This window comes from Streptomyces spiroverticillatus, assembly GCA_014650415.1.
GTDB lineage: Bacteria > Actinomycetota > Actinomycetes > Streptomycetales > Streptomycetaceae > Streptomyces > Streptomyces spiroverticillatus.
This window is the reverse complement of record BMUX01000007.1, coordinates 493,558-515,811: the sequence shown is the minus strand read 5'-3', so window position 1 is coordinate 515,811 and position 22,254 is coordinate 493,558. Positions and strand designations below refer to the sequence as shown.

General features: G+C 72.5%; 18 protein-coding genes. 4 read left to right on the top strand and 14 right to left on the bottom strand.

Annotation, left to right across the window (positions count from 1 at the left end; genetic code table 11):
* The 13 genes from IE269_RS21615 to cqsA form a co-directional block, all read right to left on the bottom strand.
* On the bottom strand, nucleotides 1-3,221 hold a 3,221-nt coding region (locus IE269_RS21615), incomplete at its 3' end, for a type I polyketide synthase (RefSeq protein WP_189824679.1).
* 154 nt (nucleotides 3,222-3,375) lie between these two features.
* The gene (locus IE269_RS21610) at nucleotides 3,376-5,415 is read right to left on the bottom strand and encodes an AfsR/SARP family transcriptional regulator (RefSeq protein ID WP_189824678.1); all 2,040 of its coding nucleotides are present in this window, start codon (nucleotides 5,413-5,415) and stop codon (nucleotides 3,376-3,378) included.
* A 396-nt stretch (nucleotides 5,416-5,811) separates the two neighbouring features.
* On the bottom strand, nucleotides 5,812-6,666 hold the full coding sequence (locus tag IE269_RS21605; RefSeq protein ID WP_189824677.1) for a TIGR03619 family F420-dependent LLM class oxidoreductase: 855 nt from the start codon (nucleotides 6,664-6,666) through the stop codon (nucleotides 5,812-5,814).
* A 52-nt stretch (nucleotides 6,667-6,718) separates the two neighbouring features.
* On the bottom strand, nucleotides 6,719-7,132 hold the full coding sequence (locus IE269_RS21600; protein WP_189824676.1) for a nuclear transport factor 2 family protein: 414 nt from the start codon (nucleotides 7,130-7,132) through the stop codon (nucleotides 6,719-6,721).
* Nucleotides 7,133-7,188: 56 nt separating this feature from the next.
* The gene (locus IE269_RS21595; RefSeq protein WP_189824675.1) at nucleotides 7,189-8,475 is read right to left on the bottom strand and encodes an FAD-dependent monooxygenase family protein; all 1,287 of its coding nucleotides are present in this window, start codon (nucleotides 8,473-8,475) and stop codon (nucleotides 7,189-7,191) included.
* Nucleotides 8,476-8,746: 271 nt separating this feature from the next.
* Entirely contained in the window at nucleotides 8,747-9,283 is a 537-nt protein-coding gene (locus tag IE269_RS21590) for a heme-binding beta-barrel domain-containing protein (RefSeq protein WP_189824674.1), read from the bottom strand.
* A gap of 123 nt (nucleotides 9,284-9,406) precedes the next feature.
* Nucleotides 9,407-9,775, bottom strand: coding sequence for a DUF2834 domain-containing protein (locus IE269_RS21585; RefSeq protein ID WP_189824673.1), 369 nt, complete (start codon nucleotides 9,773-9,775; stop codon nucleotides 9,407-9,409).
* A gap of 82 nt (nucleotides 9,776-9,857) precedes the next feature.
* Nucleotides 9,858-11,828, bottom strand: coding sequence for a phytoene desaturase family protein (locus tag IE269_RS21580; RefSeq protein ID WP_229897952.1), 1,971 nt, complete (start codon nucleotides 11,826-11,828; stop codon nucleotides 9,858-9,860).
* A 541-nt stretch (nucleotides 11,829-12,369) separates the two neighbouring features.
* Nucleotides 12,370-13,119, bottom strand: a complete 750-nt coding sequence (gene fabG, locus IE269_RS21575; protein ID WP_189824672.1) for a 3-oxoacyl-[acyl-carrier-protein] reductase — start codon at nucleotides 13,117-13,119, stop codon at nucleotides 12,370-12,372.
* A gap of 1 nt (nucleotide 13,120) precedes the next feature.
* Nucleotides 13,121-14,164 carry a beta-ketoacyl synthase N-terminal-like domain-containing protein gene (locus IE269_RS21570; RefSeq protein WP_189824671.1) on the bottom strand — a complete coding sequence of 348 codons (1,044 nt, stop codon included), beginning with the start codon at nucleotides 14,162-14,164 and terminating at the stop codon, nucleotides 13,121-13,123.
* Nucleotides 14,161-15,378 (bottom strand): beta-ketoacyl-[acyl-carrier-protein] synthase family protein, encoded by a 1,218-nt coding sequence (locus IE269_RS21565; RefSeq protein WP_438817588.1) that lies wholly within the window; start codon nucleotides 15,376-15,378, stop codon nucleotides 14,161-14,163. Before IE269_RS21565 ends, IE269_RS21570 begins: the two co-directional genes overlap by 4 nt.
* Before the next feature lie 95 nt (nucleotides 15,379-15,473).
* The gene (locus IE269_RS21560) at nucleotides 15,474-15,722 is read right to left on the bottom strand and encodes an acyl carrier protein (RefSeq protein ID WP_189824669.1); all 249 of its coding nucleotides are present in this window, start codon (nucleotides 15,720-15,722) and stop codon (nucleotides 15,474-15,476) included.
* A 32-nt stretch (nucleotides 15,723-15,754) separates the two neighbouring features.
* Nucleotides 15,755-16,948 (bottom strand): alpha-hydroxyketone-type quorum-sensing autoinducer synthase, encoded by a 1,194-nt coding sequence (gene cqsA, locus IE269_RS21555; RefSeq protein ID WP_189824668.1) that lies wholly within the window; start codon nucleotides 16,946-16,948, stop codon nucleotides 15,755-15,757.
* Between the two features lie 509 nt (nucleotides 16,949-17,457).
* On the opposite strand from cqsA, the gene IE269_RS21550 reads away from it, so the two are divergent.
* Together IE269_RS21550 and IE269_RS21545 are read left to right on the top strand one after the other, a co-directional pair.
* Entirely contained in the window at nucleotides 17,458-18,117 is a 660-nt protein-coding gene (locus IE269_RS21550; protein ID WP_189824667.1) for a DUF4360 domain-containing protein, read from the top strand.
* A gap of 161 nt (nucleotides 18,118-18,278) precedes the next feature.
* Nucleotides 18,279-18,764 (top strand): HAD family hydrolase, encoded by a 486-nt coding sequence (locus tag IE269_RS21545; protein WP_229897954.1) that lies wholly within the window; start codon nucleotides 18,279-18,281, stop codon nucleotides 18,762-18,764.
* Between the two features lie 7 nt (nucleotides 18,765-18,771).
* Here the strand turns inward: IE269_RS21545 and IE269_RS21540 are convergent, their stop codons facing one another.
* Nucleotides 18,772-19,608 (bottom strand): ATP-grasp domain-containing protein, encoded by an 837-nt coding sequence (locus IE269_RS21540; RefSeq protein WP_189824666.1) that lies wholly within the window; start codon nucleotides 19,606-19,608, stop codon nucleotides 18,772-18,774.
* A gap of 167 nt (nucleotides 19,609-19,775) precedes the next feature.
* Here IE269_RS21540 and IE269_RS21535 point away from each other — a divergent pair, with 167 nt between their 5' ends.
* Nucleotides 19,776-20,906, top strand: coding sequence for a MerR family transcriptional regulator (locus IE269_RS21535; RefSeq protein ID WP_229897956.1), 1,131 nt, complete (start codon nucleotides 19,776-19,778; stop codon nucleotides 20,904-20,906).
* Between the two features lie 292 nt (nucleotides 20,907-21,198).
* Nucleotides 21,199-22,242: a serine hydrolase domain-containing protein gene (locus tag IE269_RS21530; RefSeq protein WP_189824664.1), complete on the top strand. Its 1,044-nt coding sequence runs from the start codon at nucleotides 21,199-21,201 to the stop codon at nucleotides 22,240-22,242.
* Nucleotides 22,243-22,254 lie beyond the last annotated feature (12 nt).

Genomic DNA, 22,254 nt, shown 5'->3' with positions numbered 1-22,254 from the left:
ACCCCACCCACCAACAAACCCCACAAACCCTCCGGAGACACCACACCCCCCGGAAAACGACACCCCATACCCACCACAGCAATCGGTTCTTCGTTCTGCACAGGTGACACGGGCCTCGCGGAGACGGCGGTTTTCCCCGCAGGCGACGCATTCGACAGCAGTGAAAGGAGGTGTTCGACGACACCGGCCGGGGTCGGGTGGTCGAACGTGAGGGTCGGCGCGAGCGGCACGTCCAGCGCGGCCGCGAGCCGGTTGCGGAACTCGACCGCGCCGAGCGAGTCGAGGCCCAGGTCCTTGAAGCTCCGCGTGGTCTCGACGCGGGCATCGGCCTCGTACCCGAGAACCAGCCCCACCGTGTCGCGTACGAGCCCGGTCAGCCGACGGCGGTCGGGAACGCCGGTCCCCGCGTTCGACGGAGCGGTGGGAGTCGGCCCCTCCTGGGCCCTCGGCCGCTCCTCGACCCTCGGCTCCTCCTGTGCCGTCGCCCCCTGCTGGGCCGCCGCACCGGCGGAGCGTACGGTCGTCGACAACGCGTCGGGCCAGTGCCGGCGCCGCCGGAACGCGTAGGTGGGCAGCGGCACCCTTCGGCCACCGGGAAGGACGGTCTGCCAGTCCACGTCGCGGCCCTGGGCGTGCACGACGGCCAGCGCGGTGATCGCGGACGTCTCCTCCGGCCTGCCGCTCCGCAGGGCGGGTACGCACGCGACGCCCTCCACCCCGGCGAGGGATTCCCGCGCCAGGGCAGTGAGCACGGCGTCCGGCCCCAGTTCGACGAGGGTGGTGCACCCCAGGTCGCGGAGCGTCAGCAGTCCGTCGTGGAAGCGGACCGGCTCCCTGATCTGCCGGACCCAGTAGTCCGGGGTGTCGATCCCCTCCGCGACCCGGCCCGTCACGTTCGAGATCACAGGGAGGGCCGGGGCGTGCAGGGCGAGCCCCTCGGCGACCGACCGGAAGGCGTCCAGCATCGGCTCCATGCGGACCGAGTGGAACGCATGACTGACCGTCAGGTTCTTGGTCCGGCGCCCGTGCGAGGCCCAGTGCGCGGCGACGGCCGCGACGGCCTCCGCCTCGCCCGAGACGACCGTGGCCCGAGGTCCGTTGACCGCGGCGAGCGAGACTCCCGTGCCCCGCAGCAGTGGCTCGACCTCCTCGGGCGTCGCCCGGAGGGCGGTCATCGCACCGCCCTCGGGCAGTCGGTCCATGAGCCTCCCGCGCGCGGCGACCAGTGCGCATGCGTCGGGCAGGGAGAGCACCCCCGCGACGTGGGCGGCGGCGATCTCGCCGACCGAGTGGCCGATGACGGCGTCGGGCGTCACGCCCCAGTGCTCGAAGAGCCGGAACAGTGCCACCGAGACGGCGAAGAGGGCGGGCTGGGTGAAGGCCGTCCGGTCCAGCAGCGCCGCATCACGGCTGCCGGGCTCGGCCCAGAGCACGTCGCGCAGCGGTCGCTCCAGCAGGCCGTAGAAGTGGGCCAGGATCTCGTCCAGGGCGGCCGCGAACGCGGGACGGGTCCGGTACAACTCGCGCCCCGCGCCAATCCGTTGAGCCCCTTGGCCGGAGAAGAGGAACCCGGTCCCCGTCGCGTCTGCGTCCGCGCGCACGACCGGGCCGACGATCGTGCCCGCCGACGGCCTGCCCTCGGCCAGAGCGTCGAGCCCCGCGAGGAAGGCGTCCCGCGAGGAGGCGACGACGACGGCCCGTTGTGCGTGGCGCGCGCGTGTGGTCGCCAGCGAGAAGCCGGTGTCGAGCAGGCTGCCGCCCGGGGTGTCGGCCACGAACTGCCGGAGCCGGCGGGCCTGTTCGCCGATGTCCGCGGCGTCCCGCCCGGAGACCACCCAGGGCAACGCCCTTCGGTCGGCGTCCGCCGCCGTGGCCCCGCCGGGTTCGGCTCCGGCTCCGGGGGCACGGACGTCCGGGGGCGCCGGTGCCAGGACGACGTGGGCGTTGGTGCCGCCCATGCCGAAGGAGCTGACGCCCGCGTACGACGGCTGCCCGCCGGACGGCCAGGGGGAGAGCCGGGTCACGACGTCGAGCCCCAGGGCGTCGAGGGGTATCCGCGGGTTCGGGGTCCGGAAGTTGAGGCTGGCGGGCAGTTGGCCGCGCTCGATGCACAGGCCCGCCTTCAACAGACCGACGATGCCGGCAGCGCCTTCCAGGTGGCCGACGTTGGTCTTGGCCGAGCCCACCAGCAGCGGGTCCCCGGGACGCCGCGTCCGGCCGTACACGGCGCCCAGGGCCTGTGCCTCCACCGGATCGCCCACGGCGGTGCCGGTGCCGTGCGCCTCGACGTACCTGACGGCGTCCGGATCGACCTGGGCCTGGGCGCAGGCGCGGCGCAGCACGTCCTGCTGGCCCGCGGGACTGGGCACTGCCGGGCCGCCGCCCGTGTCGCCGTCGTTGTTCATGGCGCTGCCCCGGACGACGCAGTGCACCGGATCGCCGTCCGCCAGCGCACGGGCCAGTGGCTTCAGGAGTACGACGACGCCTCCTTCGCCCCGGACATAGCCGTTGGCGCGTGCGTCGAAGGTGAAGCAGCGGCCGTCGGGGGACAGCGCTCCGAACTTCTCGACCAGGTCGGTGCCACGGGGGTCGATGATCAGGTGCACGCCGGCCGCCAGGGCCAGGTCCGACTCGCCCCTGCGCAGGCTTTCGCAGGCCAGGTGCACGGCGACGAGTGAGGACGACTGGCCGGTGTCGACCGCCATGCTGGGGCCGCGCAGCCCCAGGGTGCGGGAGACCCGGTTGGCGAGGAGGCTGCGCTGGGTTCCGCCGAGCGTGTGGCGCGTGGGCGGGCCCGCGTCGGGGTGGGCCTGGAGTTTCGCGAAGTCGTCGGCCATGGCACCCACGAAGACGCCGGTGCCGGTGCCGGTGAGCGCTGCCGGGGAGATCCGGGCGTCCTCGACGCACTCCCAGGCGAGTTCGAGCATCAGGCGTTGTTGGGGATCGGTCGCGGTGGCTTCACGCGGGGAAATGCCGAAGAAATCGGCATCAAATTCTTCGACCTGATCAATAAATCCCCCCGAAGGGGCCTCACTCCCCTCCTCGTCGGACAATCCGCAATCCGAAGCAGGGGAAGGAAATCGCCCCTCGGGCATTGCGGAGACCGCGCTCTCCCCCGCTGCCAGCAAACGCCAGAAAGCGTCCGGATCGGCCGCCCCCGGGAGCCTGCACGCCCAGCCGATGACGGCGATCGGAGCGTCCGCTTCCTGGCGACCGCGCATGGCGAATACCCCCTGTACCCGAACACCGGATTGTGGTGGAAACTTTCGCAGAGGGTGCGCGCCCGCGCACCTCCAATATTGCTCTTCTCGGCCACGAGCACGTGAAGCTCGGCCAACAGCGCGTGGAGCCCTGCCAACAGCGCGTGAAGCTCGGCTAAGAACGCGTGGAGGTGTCGCCAATTCCCCAGTACGGAACACGCCTGCATCCCCGCCGGCCGATCAGCACGGACTCGGCAGCCATCGTCAGTGAAGGGCGTGCCGCTTCCGCAGGGCGTTGACCGACGTCGATCAATCGGGCCAGGGCCGCGGTCCTGAGATACGCCGGCTCCCGCTCGGCGCATTCGGCCGCGTAGATACCCAGCAACTTCTGAAAACGGAATACGCCGTTCTCGGTCTCCTCCAGCAGGTGGCTGTCGGTGAGCACACCCAGCGCCTGCTCCGCACGGGCCAGATCACTGCCCATGAGCGCGGCGGCGACGACGGTGGTGATCACACCGCCGCGGTAGAGCCCCAGGAGCCGGAAGAGCCTCGCCCCGTGGGCCGGCAACGCGTCGTACGCCACGTCGAACGCCGCGCGCAGGCTCGCCGCCACGTCGTCCTCGACGGCCAGCCGGTCCAGCCGGTCCTCCTCGGCGGACTGGATCTGCACCATGTCCGTCAGCGTCAACTGCGGGTGTACGGCCAGGCTTTCCGCCGCTATCCTCAGTGCCAGCGGCAAATGCCCGCACATGTCGGCGAGTTGCTTGGCCGCCTCCAGGTCCCCTCCGACGCGACCCGCACCGATCAGGTAGGTGATCAGCCGCACGGACTCCTTCGGCGACAGCGGTTTGAGCGCGATGCGGTGGGCACCGTCCCTGGCCACCAGGCCGCGCTGCACGCGCCGGCTCGTCACCAGCACGCAGGCCGGTCCGCCGGGGATGAGCGGCCGCACCTGTTCCGCGTCGACCGCGTCGTCCAGCACCACCAGCACCCGCTTGCCATACAGCAGGCTGCGGTAGAGCGACGTACGCCCCGCGAGGTCGTCGGGGAGGTCCTGCCGCGGTACGCCCAGACTGCGCAGCAGCTGTGCCAGGGCGTCCATGGCGCTCAGCGTCTGCTGCCGCTGGGCGCCTCCCTGGAGGTCGACGTAGAGCTGCCCGTCCGGGAACCAGTCGCCGAACTGGCGTGCCGCGTACAGCACGAGAGTCGACTTGCCCACGCCCGGCGGCCCCTCGACGACCACCAGGGTGGGGCGCATCTCGGCCCCGCCGACTCCGCGTTCGGTCAGGGTCTTCAACTCGGCGAGCTCTTCCGCCCGCCCGACGAACCCCCGTGCCCTGAAAGGGAGTTCAGCCGGTCGTACGGCAGGTTCGGGCAGCGGGGCAGCGGGGGCGGCCCCGGCGGAAGCCCCCGTCCGGTGCGCGGCGCGAGGGGCTAAGGGGTCGGTCGTACAGGAGACGAGGTCCTGGTGTCCGGCGAGGATCCGGGCGTGCAGGGACTGGAGTTCGTCACCCGGCTCCAGGCCCAGCTCCTCGCTGAGCAGGCTGCGCGTCTCCCGGTACACACCGAGCGCGTGTGCCCGGCGGCCGCTGCGGTAGAGGCTCAGCATCAGGAACCAGCGCAGTCGCTCCCGCAGCGGTTCCCTGGCGACCAGGTGGGAGAGTACGGGTACGGATTCGGCGTGCCGTCCGACGGCCAGCATGTCGGCGGCCCACTCCTCGACCGCGGTCAGGCGCAGCTCCGCGAGCCGGGTGCGTTCCATCTCGGCGAACGGGCCGGGGACGTTGGCGTACGCGTCGCCCCGCCACAGCGCCAGCGCGATGTCGAACGTGCGGAGCGCCTCGTGGGGCTGTCCCGCCGCGTGCAGCCGCCGTGCCTCGGCGTGGTGGCGCTCGAAGACGGCGACGTCGACCTGGTCCGGGTCGAGGCGCAGGACGTAGCCGCCGCCGGAGGAGGTGAGGACGCCGCCGGATGCCCGCCGTCCCCGGCCGGGTTCAAGAGCGCGGCGCAGGCCCGCGACGTAGGTGTGCACTCCGTTGGCCGCGGTCTGCGGTACGGCGCTGCCCCACACGGCGTCGACGATCTCCTCGACGCCCACGATCTCGTTGACGCGGCTCGCCAGGACGCCGACCACCGCGCGCTGTTTCGGGGGGCCGAGCGGAATCTCCGACTCGTCGCACCAAGCCCTTACTGGACCCAACAGTTCCAGCCGCATGTTCTCCTCCGTCTGTCAGCCGCCGGACTCCGGACAAACTCTTGCAGCGCTCTATTTCACCGTGGTGACGAGCTGCGCAATCCTGCGCCGTACCTGTGCCTTCGGCGGGACCCCCGTTCCGTCTACGACTTCGCGCGAAGGCTCACAGGCACCATGGGCCCCGCCGCGCCGTGGACACGGTATCCACCTCCTGATCACCTGTCACCGCCAACGCTGGTCACCAGGTGAACGCGCAACCGATCAGCGCGTGACCGAAGCGGAGTCCTCGCATGTCGCCCGAGGTGAGGACCCGGGCGAAGCGGAGCAGGGGGCGCCGGCCCCGGTGGCCGGGTGAAAGGTGCACCCGTACCAGGAGCCCGTGCCCCCTGCCTGTGTACCCGTGCGGCCGCGCCTCTCCTACGCGGCCTCGGCCATCAGCTTCGCCATGGTGTCGAGGCTGCGCAGTGTGTCCGCCTCCGGAGCCGTGTCCAGGGTGAAGAGGATCCGGTCCGCTCCGGCCGCCACGATCGACTCGACCGCCGCGGCGTCCGCCGGCACCTGATAGGCCGTCACCGGAAGGCGTCCGCGGCCCTTCTCCTGGGCCCGGCGGCGGAAGTCGGCGATGATGCCGCCCAGTGCGGTGTCGGGTTCCATCATCATGGGGAGCCAGATGAGCCCCCAGTCGTCGCCGAAGTCCAGCACCCGCTCGACGGCGGCCGGATGGTTCCCGCCCACCATGATCGTCGGGCCGGGGCGCTGGACCGGCTTGGGCCAGGAGTACACCGGGTCGAACGAGACGAAGTCGCCGTGGAATTCGGCTTCTTCCTGCGTCCAGAGGGCCTTCATGGCCAGTACCCGTTCACGCAGCAGTGCCATACGGGTCCTGGGTTCGGTCCCGTGGTTGCGCATCTCCTCACGGTTCCAGCCCGCTCCCACACCGACCACCACCCGGCCGCCCGAGACCTGGTCGAGGGAGGCTATCTCCTTGGCCAGCGTGATCGGGTCGCGCTGAGTGACCTGGAAGACGCCGCCTCCCAGGATCAGGCGCTCGGTCACCACGGCGGCCGCGGTGAGCGCCACCACGGGGTCCAGGGTCCGGTAGAGATCCCGCCCCAGGTCCCCGCCGCCCGGCCACGGCGTCTCCCGCTTCACCGGGATGTGCGTGTGCTCACCGACGAACAGCGACTCGAATCCGCGTTCCTCCAGAGCACGTCCCAGTCGAGCGGGGGCGATGCCCTCGTCCGTCATCATGGTCGACACACCGAACTTCACTTGCTCTCCCCACATCCAGGACGTACCGGCCGGCGGATCGCTCGGGGCAAAGTCAGCTTCCGGCAGGCACGTAGGTCCCGCCCGCGGCGGCGATGGGCACCGTGTCGGAGATCCCCTCGGCCTTGATCACCTTCTCGTCACGGATGTGCCAGAAGTGCACGAAGCGGACGTTGAACTCGTTGCCGGACTCCTTGAAGCGCCCGCTCCACCAGCCGAAGGCGGTCACCCAGTCCCCCGACGGAAGCAGCTCCTCGAAGTCGAACTTGGCCTGGTCCAGGTGCGTCAGCGCGCCCGCGAAGTAGGCGGCGGCACCGTCGAGCCCCTTGTACTCACCGCTGGACCACGGCAGCGACTTCGGGGCGACGATCTCGACGCCCGGGTCGCAGGTGGCCAGCACGCTGTCGATATCGAACGCGGTCAGGCCCGCGTAGAGGCGCTTCACCGTGTCGACAGGAAGTTCCGACATCTTTCCTCCAATGAACAGGGACGGGAACAGCGACAGAAACAGGAACAGGCAGGGAGTTACGTGAGGGGGGCCCGCGCCCTCGGACTGGCCGGCGCCAGGGCGGGTGACCTGCGGGCGGCACGCAGCGAACGCGCGATGACGGCCGGCCGCATGAGCCTGGACGGCGGGGCGAGCATCTGCTGCACCTCCAGCATCACGCGGTGCACGTCCACCGAGGTGTGGCTCGCGCGGGTGACCTGGCCGACGTACCAGTTGGCGATGTCGGTCCCGAAGGCCTTGGGCCCCACCGTCTCGGGAAAGATGAAGTCGCCGGCGGTCGCGATGCGCCACGGCATCTCCAGCAGCTTGCCCACCGAGCGGAAGAACTGGCGCGACATCGCGTGGGTCGGTCCGCCCGCGCTGTCGAGGCTCTTGCCGAGTTCCAGCGCCTCCAGGACGGCCACGGTCATCCCCTGGCCGTACAACGGGTTGAAGCTGCAGACGGCGTCGCCGATCGCGACGTAGCCGGCCGGCGGCCGCTCCAGCCGCTCGAAGAAGCGGCGTCGGGCGTGCGGGTAGGTGTAGCGCAGGGCGTTGCTGTCGTCGACCGGTTCGGACCGGGCCAGCAGATCCGCCATGTGCGAGACGGGCAGTTTGCGGGCGAAATCGGCGAAGCCCTCCGGGTCGGTGGGTGCGTAGGTGCGGTGCCAGCCCCCCAGGGTGACGAGCCAGCGGTCGCCCTCGACGGCGAAGGCCGCGGCGGCGCGCTTGTCGTTCGGGGAGATCGAGGCCATCAGGTAGATCAGCCCGCCCTGTTCCGTCATCCGGTCGCCGGGCAGCCGGTGCAGCAGACGGCTGCTGTAGCCGACGTCGATCTTCACCGTGTCGACCTGGGGCGCGGGGCAGCCGACCTGCTCCAGCCAGCGGTCGCCCCGGTCGCTCCGCCCGGTCGCGTCGACGACCAGGTCGGCCGGGATCACCTCGCCGGAGTCGAGCTCGACGCCCGTCACCCGACCGGTGACCCCGGTGATCCCGGTGACCGAAGCGCCGCCCCGCAGTTCGGCGTTGGGCAGTGCGCTGACGCGCCCGCGCAACGAGTGCTCCAGGAAGGCCCGGGTCAGGCTGACCCCGAGCATGCCGGTGGGGTACGGGATGCGGAAGGCGCCCATCTGGTGGAACATGAGGTCGTTTCCGGGGTCCCAGGGCACCGCGCCGTTCGCCGTCAGCTCGGCGGTGAGCCCGGGAAACACCTGCTCGAGGGCGAGACGTCCGCCGATGAGCAACGCGTGGCCGTGACGGGCCTGCGGCACGCCCTTGCGGTTGCGGGCGTCGGCAGGCAGCTCGTCCCGGTCGAGGACGGTCACTCTTTCGAACCTGGGTGCCAAGGTGCCTGCCGCTGTCAGGCCGGCTATGGAACCTCCGATCACGACCGCATGCCTACCGAGCACGCCTACGCACCCACTTCCCTCACCTGGCCGGGATCTCTGGATCACCGGGTCTCCTGGTGAGTCTGCGTCGCGGCACCGGAGACGTCGCCTCCGTAATTGCTCACCTCCCACGAAACGACAGCAACGCGCCAATACGGCTGAAACAACCCCCCGTTTCCGACGAGTTCGGGTCGGCGGGGGGGGTGGTTCAGGCGGTGCGGTGGAGGCGGGCTGCGAGGTGGTGCTGGAGGGGGTGGCCGACGGCGGCGAGGTCGTGGGTGAAGGTCAGGGTGTCGGCGTCGGTGCGGGTGTAGACGCGGCGGGTGGCCTTGACCTCCTTGGCGGTGGGGGTGACGGCGACTTCCTGGGTGACGAGTTCGACGGATTCGGTCGTGGCCCGGCCGACGGAGATTTCGGCGATGCCGGTGGGCTGGGTGATGAGGGCTTCGACGCGGCCTTCGGGCTGGATGCGCCACCAGCCGCTCTCGCAGGCGGAGGGGCGCAGCGGGGTGCCGTCGGCGTCGATCAGCCAGGCGCGGGCCTCGTAGTGGAGGAAGGGGCGGCCGTCATGGGTGAAGGTGACTTCCTGCGCGTAGGCGAAGTCGCTCTCCAGGCTGGGGTACGAGCCGGCGCCCCGGCCCTGCCAGGTGCCCAGCAGGTCCGCGACCGGGGCGAGGAGGGGGTGCGGGGCGGGGGTGGCCCCGGGGTCGGCGGCGTCGGGGAAGGGGAGGGGGCCGGTGGTCATGGGGGCTCTCCAGGTGTGGGGAGGGGCGTCGTGCGTGCCTGGGAAGCCTAGAGGTCGGGAGCCCTGGTTCTGCCGGGTGGCGCAGGTCGTGTCCGGCTGTGCGTCGGCGCCGCCGATGGGGCGTTACGGGGTGGCGCGGCGCAGGTTGCGTTGGCGGAGGAGGAGGTAGAGGGGCAGGCCCACCGAGGCGCCGAGGAGGGAGCCCAGGACGGTGAGGGCGCGTTGGCGTGCGGTCAGGGTCGTGTCGAGGACCGTGACGGTGAAGAGCAGGGCGAGGACGGCGACGATCACGTCCCAGCCGAAGAAGCCGCTGATGCGGTTCGCGAAGAGGTCGTCGAGGAACCGGCCGACGTCCGGGCCGTGTTCGGCGAACCAGGGGACGGCCTGGGCGAAGGGCAGCGCGATGCCGGCGGCGAGCAGTAGTGCGCAGGCCGCTTCCTTTGCACGTGAACTGCCGCTCGTTTCCTGCTGGTTGATGCGTGGCTGCCGCATGGTGGGCCCCCTCCCCCGGTTCGCCGAAGCGTACGGGGGGCGGGGGCCGCCGGGACAGGGCACCCCGGTCGCCGGGTGCGGGTCAGCCGATTCCGGCGAGGCCGCGGGCGTGCAGGCGGGCCTGACCCCGGGAGACGCGCAGAGGGTCGAAGTCCGGTGTACGGGGCGGGAGTTGGGCCGGTGAGCCCAGGACCGTACCGGCGCAGACCTCGGAGAGGAGGGGGCGCTCCAGGATGCGTCCGGCGGCGGAGATGCCGCTGAGGGCGGTGCCGAGGATGCCGGCGCCGAAGCTGGAGTTCGCGCCGACCGCGTAGAGGCCGCGGACGCCGGTGCGGATGCTGGGGCGGCGGCCGTGGCCTCCCCAGTCGTCGAAGCCGTACGGGGTGCCCGAACCGCCTTGGATGTAGCGGTGGTTGGTGTGGGCGGTGGCGGTTTCGAGGTGGGTGAGGTGGGGGCGGACCGGGCCGAGGACCGTTTCGGCGATGTCGACGAGGTTGTCGCGCAGGCGGCTCTTGACGGCTTCGTAGGCGGGATCGCGGCGGTAGCGTCCGGGCGGGCCGTCGAGGGGCGGCATCAGGGTCATGACCTGGAAGTTGCTGTGGCCCGGCGGGCAGACGGCACGGCTGTCGGGGTCCTTGAGGGAGCCGAAGGAGAGGAACGCGAAGGTCGGGTCCGAGCCGTCGCCGTCGAGGGCGCGGGCGTACGCGGACTCGATGTCCGTGCTCCCCCACCACCAGATGTTGGTGTTCGGCAGGTCGAGGGGCCGGTCCATGGCGACGTACGCGGTGGCGACGGCGGCCCGCATGGTGGCGCGGCGGGTGCGGTCGAGGACGGCGGTGGAGAAGCCGCGGCCCCGGCAGAGGTCGAGGACGGTGCGGCGGTAGTCGACGTTGGAGACGACGAGGGGGACGTGAATCGTTTCGCCACCGGCGAGGCGTACGCCGTGGACGCGGCGGTCGTCGCCGACCAGGATGCGCTCGACGGCGCAGCGGGTGCGCACTTCGCCGCCGTGGGCCTCGATGACCTCGACCAGGCTCGCGATCATGGTCTGGCCGGAGCCCACGGGTGCGTACGCGCCGCGCAGGTAGTGGTCGAGCATGGTGGCGTGGGTGGAGGTGAGGGTGGTGGAGGGCGGGGTGCCGTAGTTGCCGGACTGGGCGGCGATCAGGGTGCGGGCGGTGGGGCTGAGCGCGCAGGCGTCGTACAGCTCGCCGAGGGTGCGGCCGCCCCAGGTGATCAGGGCGCGGGTCATGGGGGCGCGGGCTGCGCCGGGGCGGGTGGTCATGCCGGAGCGGAGGTCGGCGGCGACGTCGCGGAGGGTGTGGACGCAGCGGGTGAGGTTGCGGCGCTCGGCGGGGAGGGCGGCGCAGAGGCGCTTGAGGTACTTGTTCCAGCCGACCGGGACGTCGACGGTGGTGCCGGGCAGGACGATGCGGTCGAAGCCGTCGGGGTCCAGGGGCCGGAAGGGGACCCGGTCGGAGTCGAGGCCGAGGCCGGAGAGGATCGCGGGGAGGAGGCCGCCGGGGCCGCAGTCGCCGACGTAGTGCATGCCGACGTCGAACTCGTAGGCGCGGCGGCGGCGGAAGACCTGGGCGTTGCCGCCGGTGACGTCGTGCTGTTCGGCGAGCAGGACGCGCAGGCCGGAGACGGCGAGGTAGGCGGCGCAGACGAGGCCGCCGACACCGCCGCCGATGACGACGGCGTCGTGGGGGTGGCTGCCGGGTGCCGGGCTCGTGGGACGTGGGGCTGCGGGCCGGGGCCTCGGCGTGGTGCGGCGGGGCGGAGGGGCGGAGCGGTCCCTGCGCGGGGGGTGGCCGGACGGGGCCGGCGGGGGCGGAGGGGTGGGGCGGAGGGCGCGCAGGGCCGCGGTGGCGAAGGCGTACGGGCGGAGCCCTCGGGGAAGCACGGTGAGGGCGTCGTACGCGCGCAGGCCGCGCAGGGCGGCGGCGACCGGGGCGTAGGCGCGCAGGCCGCGGGGGGCGGCGGTCACCGGGTCGTACGGGAGGGGCGTGCGCGGGGCGGTGGGCCGGGACTTCTTGGGGCGCTTTGCCACGGTGGACCTCCGGGGGTGGGTGGGGAGAAGGGATGGGTACGCGGGGTGGCCCTTGGGGCGGGGGTTGGGGGCGCAGGGGTCCTTTCTTTCGGGGGGCAGGCCTTGGGGACGCGAGGGAACGCCTGGTAGGACGGGGCCGCTGAGCACGGTCCCCGAACGGAGCCGGGCGGAAGGGTAGTTGTACGGGCCGGGCGTCACGGTCGGTGCGCGAGGCGGGTACGAGAGGAAGCGACCGGCACCGGGCCGTTCCGCCCCTCGCGGAACCCGCGCCCACGGGCTCGTCGGTACGCGCCCGCACGCTCGGCGGAAGCGGGGTGGGCGACCACGGCCACGGCAGTAGGAGTGCGGGCCCGCGGACACGGCGGCACGGCACCGGCCCGTGGTGCGGCGGCGACACGTTCACGCCCGTAGGGGCGGCGGCACAAGGGTGTGTGCGGCACGGGCCCGCAAGCGGGAGGACTCGGGCCCGATGGCGTGCGGGGCCCGGCGGCGTGGACGGGCGGGGTGGGCCGGTCCGTACAAGACGGTGGGGCGGGGGCGGTCAGAGGGTGAGGCCGCCGTGGGCTTCCAGGACGGTGCCCGTGAGGTAGGAGGCCTGGTCGGAGAGGAGGAAGGCGGTCAGGGCGGCGACTTCGGCGGCCGTGCCGAAGCGGCGCAGCGCGATGGAGGAGAGGAGGCGTTCGCGGGCCGCGGCCGGGAGGGTGTCGGTCATGTCCGTGTCGATGAGGCCGGGCGCGACCACGTTGGCGCGGATGCCGTGCGGGCCGACCTCCTTGGCGAGGGACTTGGTGAAGCCGATGATTCCGGCCTTGGCGGCGCTGTAGTTGGTCTGGCCCGCGTTGCCGTGCACGCCCGCGACGGAGGAGAGGGTGACGATGCGGCCGCTGCGGCGCTTGAGCATGGGAAAGACGGCGGCGCGGCAGGTGTGGAAGACGCCGTCGAGGTTGGTGTCCATGACCTGGTGCCAGTCGTCGTCGGACATCATCACCAGGGGGCGGTCGCGGGTGATGCCGGCGTTGGCGACGACGGCGGAGACGGGGCCGAGTTCGTCCTCGGTGCGGGCCACCCAGGACTTGGCCTGTACGGGGTCGGAGACGTCGGCGCGGACCGGGAGGCAGCGGGCTCCGCGTTCGGTGGCCTCCTTCTCCACGAGCCGAGCGGCCTCCTCGTCGGAGCGGTAGCAGAAGGAGACGTCCCAGCCGTCCTCGGCGAGGCGCAGGACGACTGCTGCTCCGATTCCCCGGGAACCGCCGCTGACCAGGGCGATCTTGGGGGCGGGGGGTGGGGTCATGTCAGTGGGGCCTTTCCATGCGCAGGACTGCGGCGGCGACCAGTCCCTGTCCGTCGGTGGAGGTGATCACCGCGTGTCCGCCGGGGGCCTGTCCCCCGGCGGCCAGGACGGTGGCGAGCTGGAGTGCGGAGGCGGCGGCTCCGGTGTCGCCGACGAGGGGGCCGAGGGTGGGCAGGCGGTCCCGGGTCTGCCGGGGGAAGAGGGCGTCGAGGGCGTCGTCCTCGGCGGTGTCCAGGCCTGATCCGGTGGCCGACCAGACGTCGGATGCGGTGATACGGGCCTGGCCGAGCGCTGCGGAGACCGTGTCCCGGATCGTGTCGGCCGGGTCGGACCCGGGCGGGGCGTGGCGGGTGTGCACGGCGAGGACGCGCGCCAACGGGGGTGCGGCGGTGGGGAGTTCGGCCGGGGTGAGGCGGAGTACGGCCGCGCCCTCGCCGAGCAGGGTGGGTGCGTCGTCCCTGCTGCGGGCCTCCAGCCAGGTGCGGGCGTGGGAGTACTCCTCGGCGGCTCCGCACAGGACCGTGCGGGCGCGGCCGGCGCGCAGCAGGCGGCGGGCGTACAGGAGGCCGAGGAGGGCGGCGGCGCGGCCGCCCGCGAGGGTGGTGTTGGGGCCCTGGAGGCGGTGGCGGATGGCGCATTGGGCGGCGGCGCAGTTCATGACGCTGTTGGGGATGACGCCGGGTTCGACGTCGTAGGGGCGGTCGCCGGTGAGGGAGGAGCGGGTGAAGTCCGTCATGGACTGGACGCTGCCGGTGGTGGTGCCGAGGACGAGGGCGGTGTCGGGCCCGGTGCCCGCAGCCGTCTGCGTACCGTCGTCGAGGACGGAGCCCACGGCGGTGACGGCGAGGGCGGTGACCCGGTTCATGTCCCGGGTGCCCTTCTTGCCGAGGACGACGCGTGGGTCGAAGTCCGGGACGAGGCAGCCCAGTTGAGCCTCCTCCTCGGGTACGAGTGCGGCGGTGGGGCGGCGGTCGCGCACCCCTTGCGTGAAGTCGGCGGCGGTGTGGCCGTACGGGGAGAGCGCCGACCAGGCGGTGATCTTCACAGCACTCCTCCTTCTCGCCGGCCTTCGTAGCGGCCGAGGACGACGGCCGCGTTGTTGCCGCCGAAGGCGAGGCCGTTGTTCTGGACGATGCGCAGGTCGGCGGGGACGGCGTGGTTGGGGACGCAGTCGACGGCGCATTCGGGGTCGGTGGTGCGGTGGTTGATGGTCGGCGGGATGAAGCCGTGGGTGATGGCGAGGGAGCAGGCGATGGCGCCGAGAGCGCTGGCGGCGCCCATGGTGTGGCCGAGCATGGACTTGAGGGAGATCGTGCGGGGCGGGGCGGCCCCGTAGACCTGCCGGATGGCGCGGCTCTCGGTGACGTCGTTGGCCTTGGTGCCGGTGCCGTGGGCGGAGATGAGGTCGACCTCGGCGGGTTTCAACCCGGCGTCGTCCAGGGCGAGTTGGAGGCAGCGCGCGACGCTGTCCTCCTGGGGGGCGACCGGGTGGTACGCGTCGCAGTTGAGCCCGTACCCGAGGATCTCGGCGTAGATGCGGGCGCCCCGGGCGAGTGCGGAGTCGAGGCTCTCCAGAAGGAGCATTCCGGCGCCCTCGCCGGTGAGGATGCCCTGGCGGTCGGTGTCGAAGGGGCGGCAGCAGTCGGGGGCGATGGTGCCGAGCCGGTAGAACGCGGCGAACGTCTTGCGGCAGAAGGCGTCCGCTCCCCCGCACAGGGCGATCTCGGCGTCGCCGTGGCGGATGGCGTCGAGGCCGTTGCCCAGGGAGTAGTTGCCGGCGGAGCAGGCGGTGCCGATGGTGAGGATCTCGGTGTCGGCGAGGCCCAGCTCGCGGGCGACGGCGAGGCCGAGGAGGGGGGCGGGGACGCGGCGGGCGGCCTGCGGGGTGACGGCGGGCAGGCCCCCGTGCAGGTGGGCCTCGGTGATGAGGTCCAGGTCGTAGGACTCGCCGTCGGTGGTGCCGACGGAGATCTGGACGCGTACGGAGGCCAGGTCGGCGTCGGTGAGGCCCGCGTCCGCGACGGCCATGCGGGCCGCGGCGGCGGAGAACTGGGCGGCGCGGCCGTAGTGGGCGGGGGTGAGGCGGTGGAGCAGGGGGGCGGGGTCGAAGTCCTGGACCTGGCAGGCGTTGGCGTGGGCGAAGCCGGTGGTGTCGAAGGCGGTGATGGGGGTGACGCCGGAGCGGCCCTGGCGGAGGCCGGTGGTGAAGGCGTCGGTGCCGGTGCCGATGCTGGAGAGGGGGCCGAGGCCGGTGATCACGACTCGGCGGGGCCCTTGGGCGGGGGCGGACCGGAATCCGCGGGCCGGTACCGGGGTGGGGCGGGGGGCTTCGGGGTTGGGGGGCATGGGCGTGGTCACCAGCCCTTCGTTTCGGAGAGGACTTCGCGGACGCCCGCCAGGTGGGCCATGCGGGGCATCTCGCTCTGGTCGATGGTGACCTTGAACTCCTTCTCCAGGGCGGCCAGTACGCCGATGAGCGCGAGGGAGTCCGCGCCGTGCTCCTCGACGAAGCGGTCGGTCTCGGCGAGCTCCTCGGGCTCCAGCTCCAGGCGGTCGCAGACGATCTCGGTGATGCGGATCTGGCGGGCGTCGGTGGTCAGCATCGGGTTCTCGATTCGTGAGGTACGGGTGGGGGTCAGTGGTGTGCGGCGGCCAGGCGGCGGGTGGACTTCCACGTGGCCAGGCCGACTTCGTCGCGTACCGCCGCGCAGCCGGCCAGGACCCGGTCCAGGTCGGCGGCGGTCAGTTCGGAGTGGACGGAGAGGCGTTGTACGCAGCGCCGGTTGGGCACGGACGGCGGCACGAAGGCGGCGCCGAACACGCCCCGCGCGTCCAGGGCCTGCTGGAGGACGCGTACGCCGTGCTCGGTGCCCGGCTGGAGCGGGATGATCTGGCTCTCACTGGGGGTGATGTTGTAGCCGAGTTCGGTGAGGCCCTCGCGCAGTACACGGGCGTTGTCGTCCAGGCGCTTGCGCCGGTCGTCGGCGTCGGACATGACGCGCAGGGCCGCGGCGAGGCCGGCGACGTCGTGCGGCAGGAGCGTGGAGGAGAAGACCGCGCCGAGGGAGTGGTACGGGAGGTAGTTCGCGGTCTCCTTCGCGCAGGCGATGAGTCCGGCCCGGCCCGCGAAGGCCTTGGCGAGGCTGGCCGTACGGTACGCGATCCGGCCGGTGAGGCCGAGTGAGGGGACCAGGCCCGCGCCCCGGTGGCCGAGGACGCCCAGGGTGTGGGACTCGTCGGCGACGAGTTCGCAGCCGGTGCGGGCGGCGAGGGTGGTGAGGTCGAGGAGGGGGCAGAAGTCGCCGGTGACGCTGTAGAGGGTGTCGAAGGCGATGAGCCCGGGCCCGTACTGGCGGATCAGGCGTTCCAGGTTCTCGGTGTCGTTGTGGAGGAAGGGGCGGGCGACGGCCTTGGCGGCGGCGATGCCCTCCCAGAGGGAGGCGTGGGCGAGCTCGTCGACGTACACCGGACGGCCGGGCGGGCAAATGGCCTGGACGAGGCCGACGTTGGCGGCCCAGCCGGACTGGCAGAGCATGACGGCGGGGGCGTCCAGCCAGTCGGCGAGGTCGGTTTCGAGGTGGCGCAGCGGGTCGGTGTCGCCGGTGAACGCGCCGGACATCAGCGCGCCGTTGCCGTGGGCGCGGAGGCTGGCGATCTGGGCGTCGAGGACGGCGGGGTGGCCGCCGAGGGCCAGGTAGTCGTTGGACATGAGCGCGAGGTCGGTGGGGCCGGGGGTCGCGCGCCCCCGGTAGAGGGGTCCGCCCCAGCTCGCCTGGCGGATCCCCCATGCCTTCAACCGGTCCTGGAGATAGGACAGTTCGCCGGACATCACACCTCGCTCGGTCGGCGGAGGACCTGCGCGTGAGCGCTGGGCAGGAACTCCGAACTGACAAGACCGGCAAGACTTTAGGGGCGAATCGGACGCCCCTCGCACCACGAAATTCGTCGGACATATGTCCAAGTCCACTGGGAGTAGCGGGTTTGCGCAGCTCAGGCGCTTTCCCGCCAACCCGGCGCACACCGGCGGGTGAACCAGCACTTCACTCCCCTGGATGCGCCCGCGCGCCCCTTTGGGCGCCCCTTCGGTCATGCGTCCGGAACGCCTGACCGACACCGCCCCGGACACCACCCGCCAGGGGGGGCTTCACGGAATGCGCACACATGCACACTCAGCGTGCACATTTCATCGCAATGTGGTCGAATTCGGTCAACGGTCGTGGGCGACCCTCAGCCTTCCGGACAGAATCCGCCATGCCTCGGGCACACCTGACGACCGCCCAGCGGTGACCCCGTCGAGCCCGTTCGTGCGGGGCGCCGCGCGACCGGAAGGAAATCCCCATGCGCACCAAGGCGTTCATCGGCGCTGCCGCCACCCTCGCGACCGCAGCCCTCCTCCCCGCCGCCGCACCGGCGGGGGCGTCGTCCGCCACCCCCACCCCGTCGGGCCAGGTCACCGTCAACCTCGTCCAGGTCAACGGCTCCGGCTGCCGACCCGGCAGCGCGTCCGTGGCCGTGTCGCCCGACAACACCGCGTTCACGGTGACGTACAGCGAATACCTGGCCCAGGTCGGCAAGGGCGCCAAGCCGGTCGACTTCCGCAAGAACTGCCAGCTCGGGCTGCGTGTGAACGTCCCCCAGGGCTACACGTACGCCGTCGTCCAGGCCGACTACCGCGGCTTCCTGAGCCTGGAGCGGGGCGCGTCCGCGACCCAGAAGGCCAGCTACTACTTCCAGGGGATGGCCGGGACGGACCGTCGCAGCCAGTCGTTCTGGGGACCGCGCAAGGGCGACTGGCAGGTGAGCGACAGAACGGGCATCGAGGCCCTCGTGTACGCCCCCTGCGGCACCACCCGCAACTTCAACATCAACACAGAGCTGCTGGTGAACGGCGGGAACTCCGACACCGAGCGGACCAACAGCTTCATGGCGATGGACTCCACGGACGGCAGCTTCAACACGAAGTACCACTTCGCGTGGAAGCAGTGCCCGGTCCGCTGACCCGACAGCGGTCCCCGGCCCCATCCGCCCCACCAGGGGCCCGACCCGTTCGGGTCGGTGCCAGACGGTGGGGCGGAGCCGTGTCGGGGGGGGTGTGCTGATACGGCCGATCGGTGGCCGTTGGAACCCGCGGGCGGACTTCGAGCAGACCGTTCTCGCCCATGCTGCACCGGCTCGGCGTGGAGGCGAGCTCGCGGCTCCTGGCCGACCTGCGGCGCGAGGTTCCCCCGGCGGCGGTCCTGGAGACGTACCCGGACGTCGAGGAGACCTTGGAGCAACTGAGCCGAAGGGGGGTGCGGATGGCTGTGGTCTCGGATGCCTGGCCCGATCTCCCCGAGCTCCACGCCGGGCTCGGAATCCGCCGGTTCTTCGAGGCGTACGCGATCTCGGCCGTGCTGGGCTGCACCAAGCCGGACCCGCGCATGTACCACCACGCCGGCGGCGCGCTGGGGCTCGATCCCGCGCAGTGTCTGTTCGTCGACGACGATCCGGAGCTGGTGGCCGCCGCGATCGGGCTCGGCTACGCGGGGCGCGCGCTGTGCCAGGACGGCGGGGATCCGGTCGATTCGGGCGTGCCCGCCCTCTCCTCGCTGACGGAGGTCCTCGACTTCTTCCCGGCCGCCGGCCGGCCCGAGCCCTGCCGGTGACCGTGTCTCAGGCGTCGAGGAAGTCCCGGAGGGAGGACGTGAGTGCGGTGACGAAGGCGTCGCGGACCGGGGTGTCGACGCGGTCCAGGGAGAGGTAGGGGTTGAGGTCCTCCAGTTCGACCAGGAGGAGGTCGCCGTCCTGGGTGCGGCAGGCGTCGACGCGCTGGATTCCGTGGGAGAGCGTGTTCCAGGCGATGAAGCGGTCGGCGAAGGCCAGGTCGGCAGCGGTGGGTTCGTACGGGACGAGTTCCCAGCGGCGGTCCGGGTCGGGGGCGTACAGGGCGTACTGGAAGGCGTCGTCGATGTACGTGAACGAGACCTCGTACCGGAAGTCGATGCGCGGCTGGATGAGGTTCGCGCCGGTGGCGAGGGGCGGCAGGGCCTCGCGCGGGACGAACCGCAGGCCGATGGAGTCCGCGCCGGCCTTCGGCTTCACCGCGTACAGGTCGGTGTCGGGGAGGGCGGCGAGGTCGTCGAGGCGGTCGACGGTGGGGATGACGGGCAGGCCCTCGGCGGTCAGGTCGAGGAGGTACTGCTTGCCCGCCATGTCGGCGCGGCCGGTGAGGGGGTTGTAGACGCGGACGCCGTCGGCGAGGGCGCGGGCGCGGAAGGCGTCGTACGCCTCCTGGTAGTGCAGGACGGGGCCGGTGTTGCGGACCAGGACCGCGTCGAAGGCGTCCATGAGGGCGGCGGCGTCCAGCGGGTGGCACAGGGCGACGTCGAAGTCCTCGCGGAGGCGTGCGGAGAGGTGGAGGTCCTCGTCGCAGTAGCGGCGTCCGCGCGCCGGGTAGGCGAGGTCGCTGACGTGCAGCAGGCGGGGCTTGCGGTGGGTACCGGTGGGCACGGTGGGGCTCCTGGGGTGCCTGGGGTTGCGGGCACTCACCCTATCGGCGGATGCGAACATGCTGGTCAGAGGGTTGCCGCGCAGTGCGGTTGACCTTGCCCTGGGGGCAGGGCACAGCATCAGGGGGCGCCGGACCGGACGGGTTCGGTGCGGGGAGGAGAGGGCGCGTGGGGGCTGCGGAGCTGTTGACGATCGGGGCGTTCGCACGGGCGTCCCGGCTCTCGCCCAAGGCGCTTCGGCTGTACGACGAGCTGGGGCTGCTGCCGCCGGTGCGGGTCGATCCGGTCACCGGATACCGCTTCTACGCGGTCGGGCAGTTGGAGCGGGCGCGTCTGGTGGCGTGGCTGCGGCGGCTCGGGATGCCCCTGGCGCGTATCCGCGAGGTCTGTGCGCGGGACGCGGCGGGGGCCGCCGAGGAGGTGCGGGCGTACTGGGCGGAGGTCGAGGCCGACACCGCGCACCGCCGGGACCTGGCTTCTTTCCTCGTCGGTCAGCTGGCGCGGGAGGAGAGTGTGGTGGGTACGACGGCTCCGCTGGAGATGCGTTACGCCGCCCTGTCGGACGCGGGGCGGGTGCGGGAGAGCAATCAGGACACGGCGTACGCGGGGGCCCGGCTGCTGGCGGTGGCCGACGGGTTCGGCGAGGCGGGCGCGCCCGCGGGGGCCGCGGCGGTGGACGTACTGCGGCGGCTGGAGTCCGAGCCGGTCTCGGCGGGCGGTGTGCTGAACGCGCTTCAGGACGCCGTCGAGGAGGCACGGCGTGCGGTACGGGGCGCGGCCGGGCCGCGCGGGCAGGGCGGTGCCGGGACGACGCTCACCGCGATGCTGTGGACGGGGTCGCAGTTGGCGCTCGTGCACATCGGGGATTCGAGGGCGTATCTGCTGCGGGACGGCGGGCTGTTCCAGATCACCACCGACCACACGAGGGTGCGGGCGCTGGTGGAGGAGGGGCGGCTCACCGAGGCGGAGGCCGCCTCCCACCCCCAACGGGCACTGCTGGCACGGGCGTTGACGACTGACGAGGATGCTCCGGCGACGGCTGCGGACGTGCGGGTGCAGGACGCGCTGCCGGGCGACCGGTATCTGCTGTGCTCGGACGGGCTGTCGGCGGTGGTGCCCACGCCAGAGATTCGCGAGGTACTGACGGGGGTCGCCGATCCTGACGCGGCGGTGCGGGAGCTGGTGGGCAGGGCGAATGCGCTGGGCGGGCCGGACAATGTCAGCTGCGTGATCGCTGATGTGCGGCGTGCGGGTGGGGGTGCTGGTGCCGAGGGGGGCGGGGTGACGTCGCAGGGGTGACTCCGGGGCACCCGTGCCCGGCCGGGGGGCGCGTCCACCGCTCAGGGGTGCGGCTGGGGCCTTCGGGCGTCGCCGGTGGCGAGAGGGCCGGAGCCGAGGTGGGCCCGTGTCGGGCGGGCCGCCCCCTTGCCCGCCCGTTCCGCCCCCGGGGGGCGGCCCCGCCGCCCAAGGGGGCTAAGGGAAGGGGAAGGGCGGCCCGTAGCCCAAGGGGTCGGGGTGGAGGGGGCGGGGCGTAGGGAAGACTCGTGACCCGGCAGACCTGGGACCCGAACCGCAAGGGAGCGTACGAGACATGGCGAAGGATGCGGGCGGCGACCGCTGGGAGCCCGGCCGGGAGGCGGGCGACCCCGCACTGTCCCTGAGACTCCGTCAGATGCTGGGCGCGCCGGGGAACTTCCACACCGTTTCGGTGGCGTTCCTTGATGCCGGGGGCACCCGGTTCGCCTCGCTCGGCACCGGGCGCGCCGTCGCCGACGGGCCCGTGACGCCGGACACCTCCTTCGAGACCGGTTCGGTGGCGAAGGTCCTCACCGGGATGCTGCTGGCCGCGTCGGACGTGCCGGAGGACCGGCCCGTTTCCTCGCTCCTGCCGCAGGTACGGTTCGCGAGCGCCGACGTCGCGGCGGCCACGCTCGCCGAACTCGCCTCGCACCGCTCGGGGTTGCCCCGCCTGCATCTGCGGGCGGGCCTGGCCACCAACCTCAGGCTGGGTCTGACGATGGCGCGCGGGCGGGATCCCTACGGGGCGATGAGCGTCGGGGACTTCCTGGCACGGGCCGCCACGGTGGGCCCGGTACGGGCGCGCGGGGTCTTCGCGTACTCGAATCTGGGGATGGCACTGCTCGGGCAGGCGCTCGGCGGGGGCGTCGCGGGCGGCTACCCGGCCTTGCTGGAGCGGGAGTTGCTGGCTCCGCTCGGCATGCGGGCCACTGAGGTGCGTACGGACTACGACCCCGTCGCGTCCTTCGCCCGGCCGCACTCGCGCGCGGGCATGGCGCTCACCCCGTGGATCTCCGAGGGGTACGCGCCCGCCGGGGTCGGCGTGCGGTCGACGGCGCGGGACCTGTCGCTGCTGCTGCGGGCGGTGCTGGACGGGAGCGCGCCCGGTGTCGATGCCGTCCGGCCCCGGTACGAAGCGGACGGCGGGAGCAGGGTCGGGTTCGGCTGGATGACGACGGTGCACGACGGGCGCGAGCTGACCTGGCACAACGGGGAGACGGGCGGCTCGCACGCGTACGTCGGCCTCGACCGGGAGCGCGGGCGGGGTGTCGTGGTGCTCTGCAACACGGACCAGGACATCGACGCGGTCGGGGCGCGGCTGGTGCTGGAGGACTGACCCCGTCAGAGG

Coding starts and splice junctions, on each gene's coding strand:
- IE269_RS21585 (WP_189824673.1), bottom strand. CDS start 9,775: ATGCGGCAGCCACGCATCAACCAGCAGGAAACGAGCGGCAGTTCACGT.
- IE269_RS21560 (WP_189824669.1), bottom strand. CDS start 15,722: ATGCTGACCACCGACGCCCGCCAGATCCGCATCACCGAGATCGTCTGC.
- cqsA (WP_189824668.1), bottom strand. CDS start 16,948: ATGTCCGGCGAACTGTCCTATCTCCAGGACCGGTTGAAGGCATGGGGG.
- IE269_RS21530 (WP_189824664.1), top strand. CDS start 21,199: ATGGCGAAGGATGCGGGCGGCGACCGCTGGGAGCCCGGCCGGGAGGCG.
- IE269_RS21600 (WP_189824676.1), bottom strand. CDS start 7,132: ATGTCGGAACTTCCTGTCGACACGGTGAAGCGCCTCTACGCGGGCCTG.
- IE269_RS21550 (WP_189824667.1), top strand. CDS start 17,458: ATGCGCACCAAGGCGTTCATCGGCGCTGCCGCCACCCTCGCGACCGCA.
- fabG (WP_189824672.1), bottom strand. CDS start 13,119: ATGACCCCACCCCCCGCCCCCAAGATCGCCCTGGTCAGCGGCGGTTCC.
- IE269_RS21610 (WP_189824678.1), bottom strand. CDS start 5,415: ATGCGGCTGGAACTGTTGGGTCCAGTAAGGGCTTGGTGCGACGAGTCG.
- IE269_RS21545 (WP_229897954.1), top strand. CDS start 18,279: ATGCTGCACCGGCTCGGCGTGGAGGCGAGCTCGCGGCTCCTGGCCGAC.
- IE269_RS21590 (WP_189824674.1), bottom strand. CDS start 9,283: ATGACCACCGGCCCCCTCCCCTTCCCCGACGCCGCCGACCCCGGGGCC.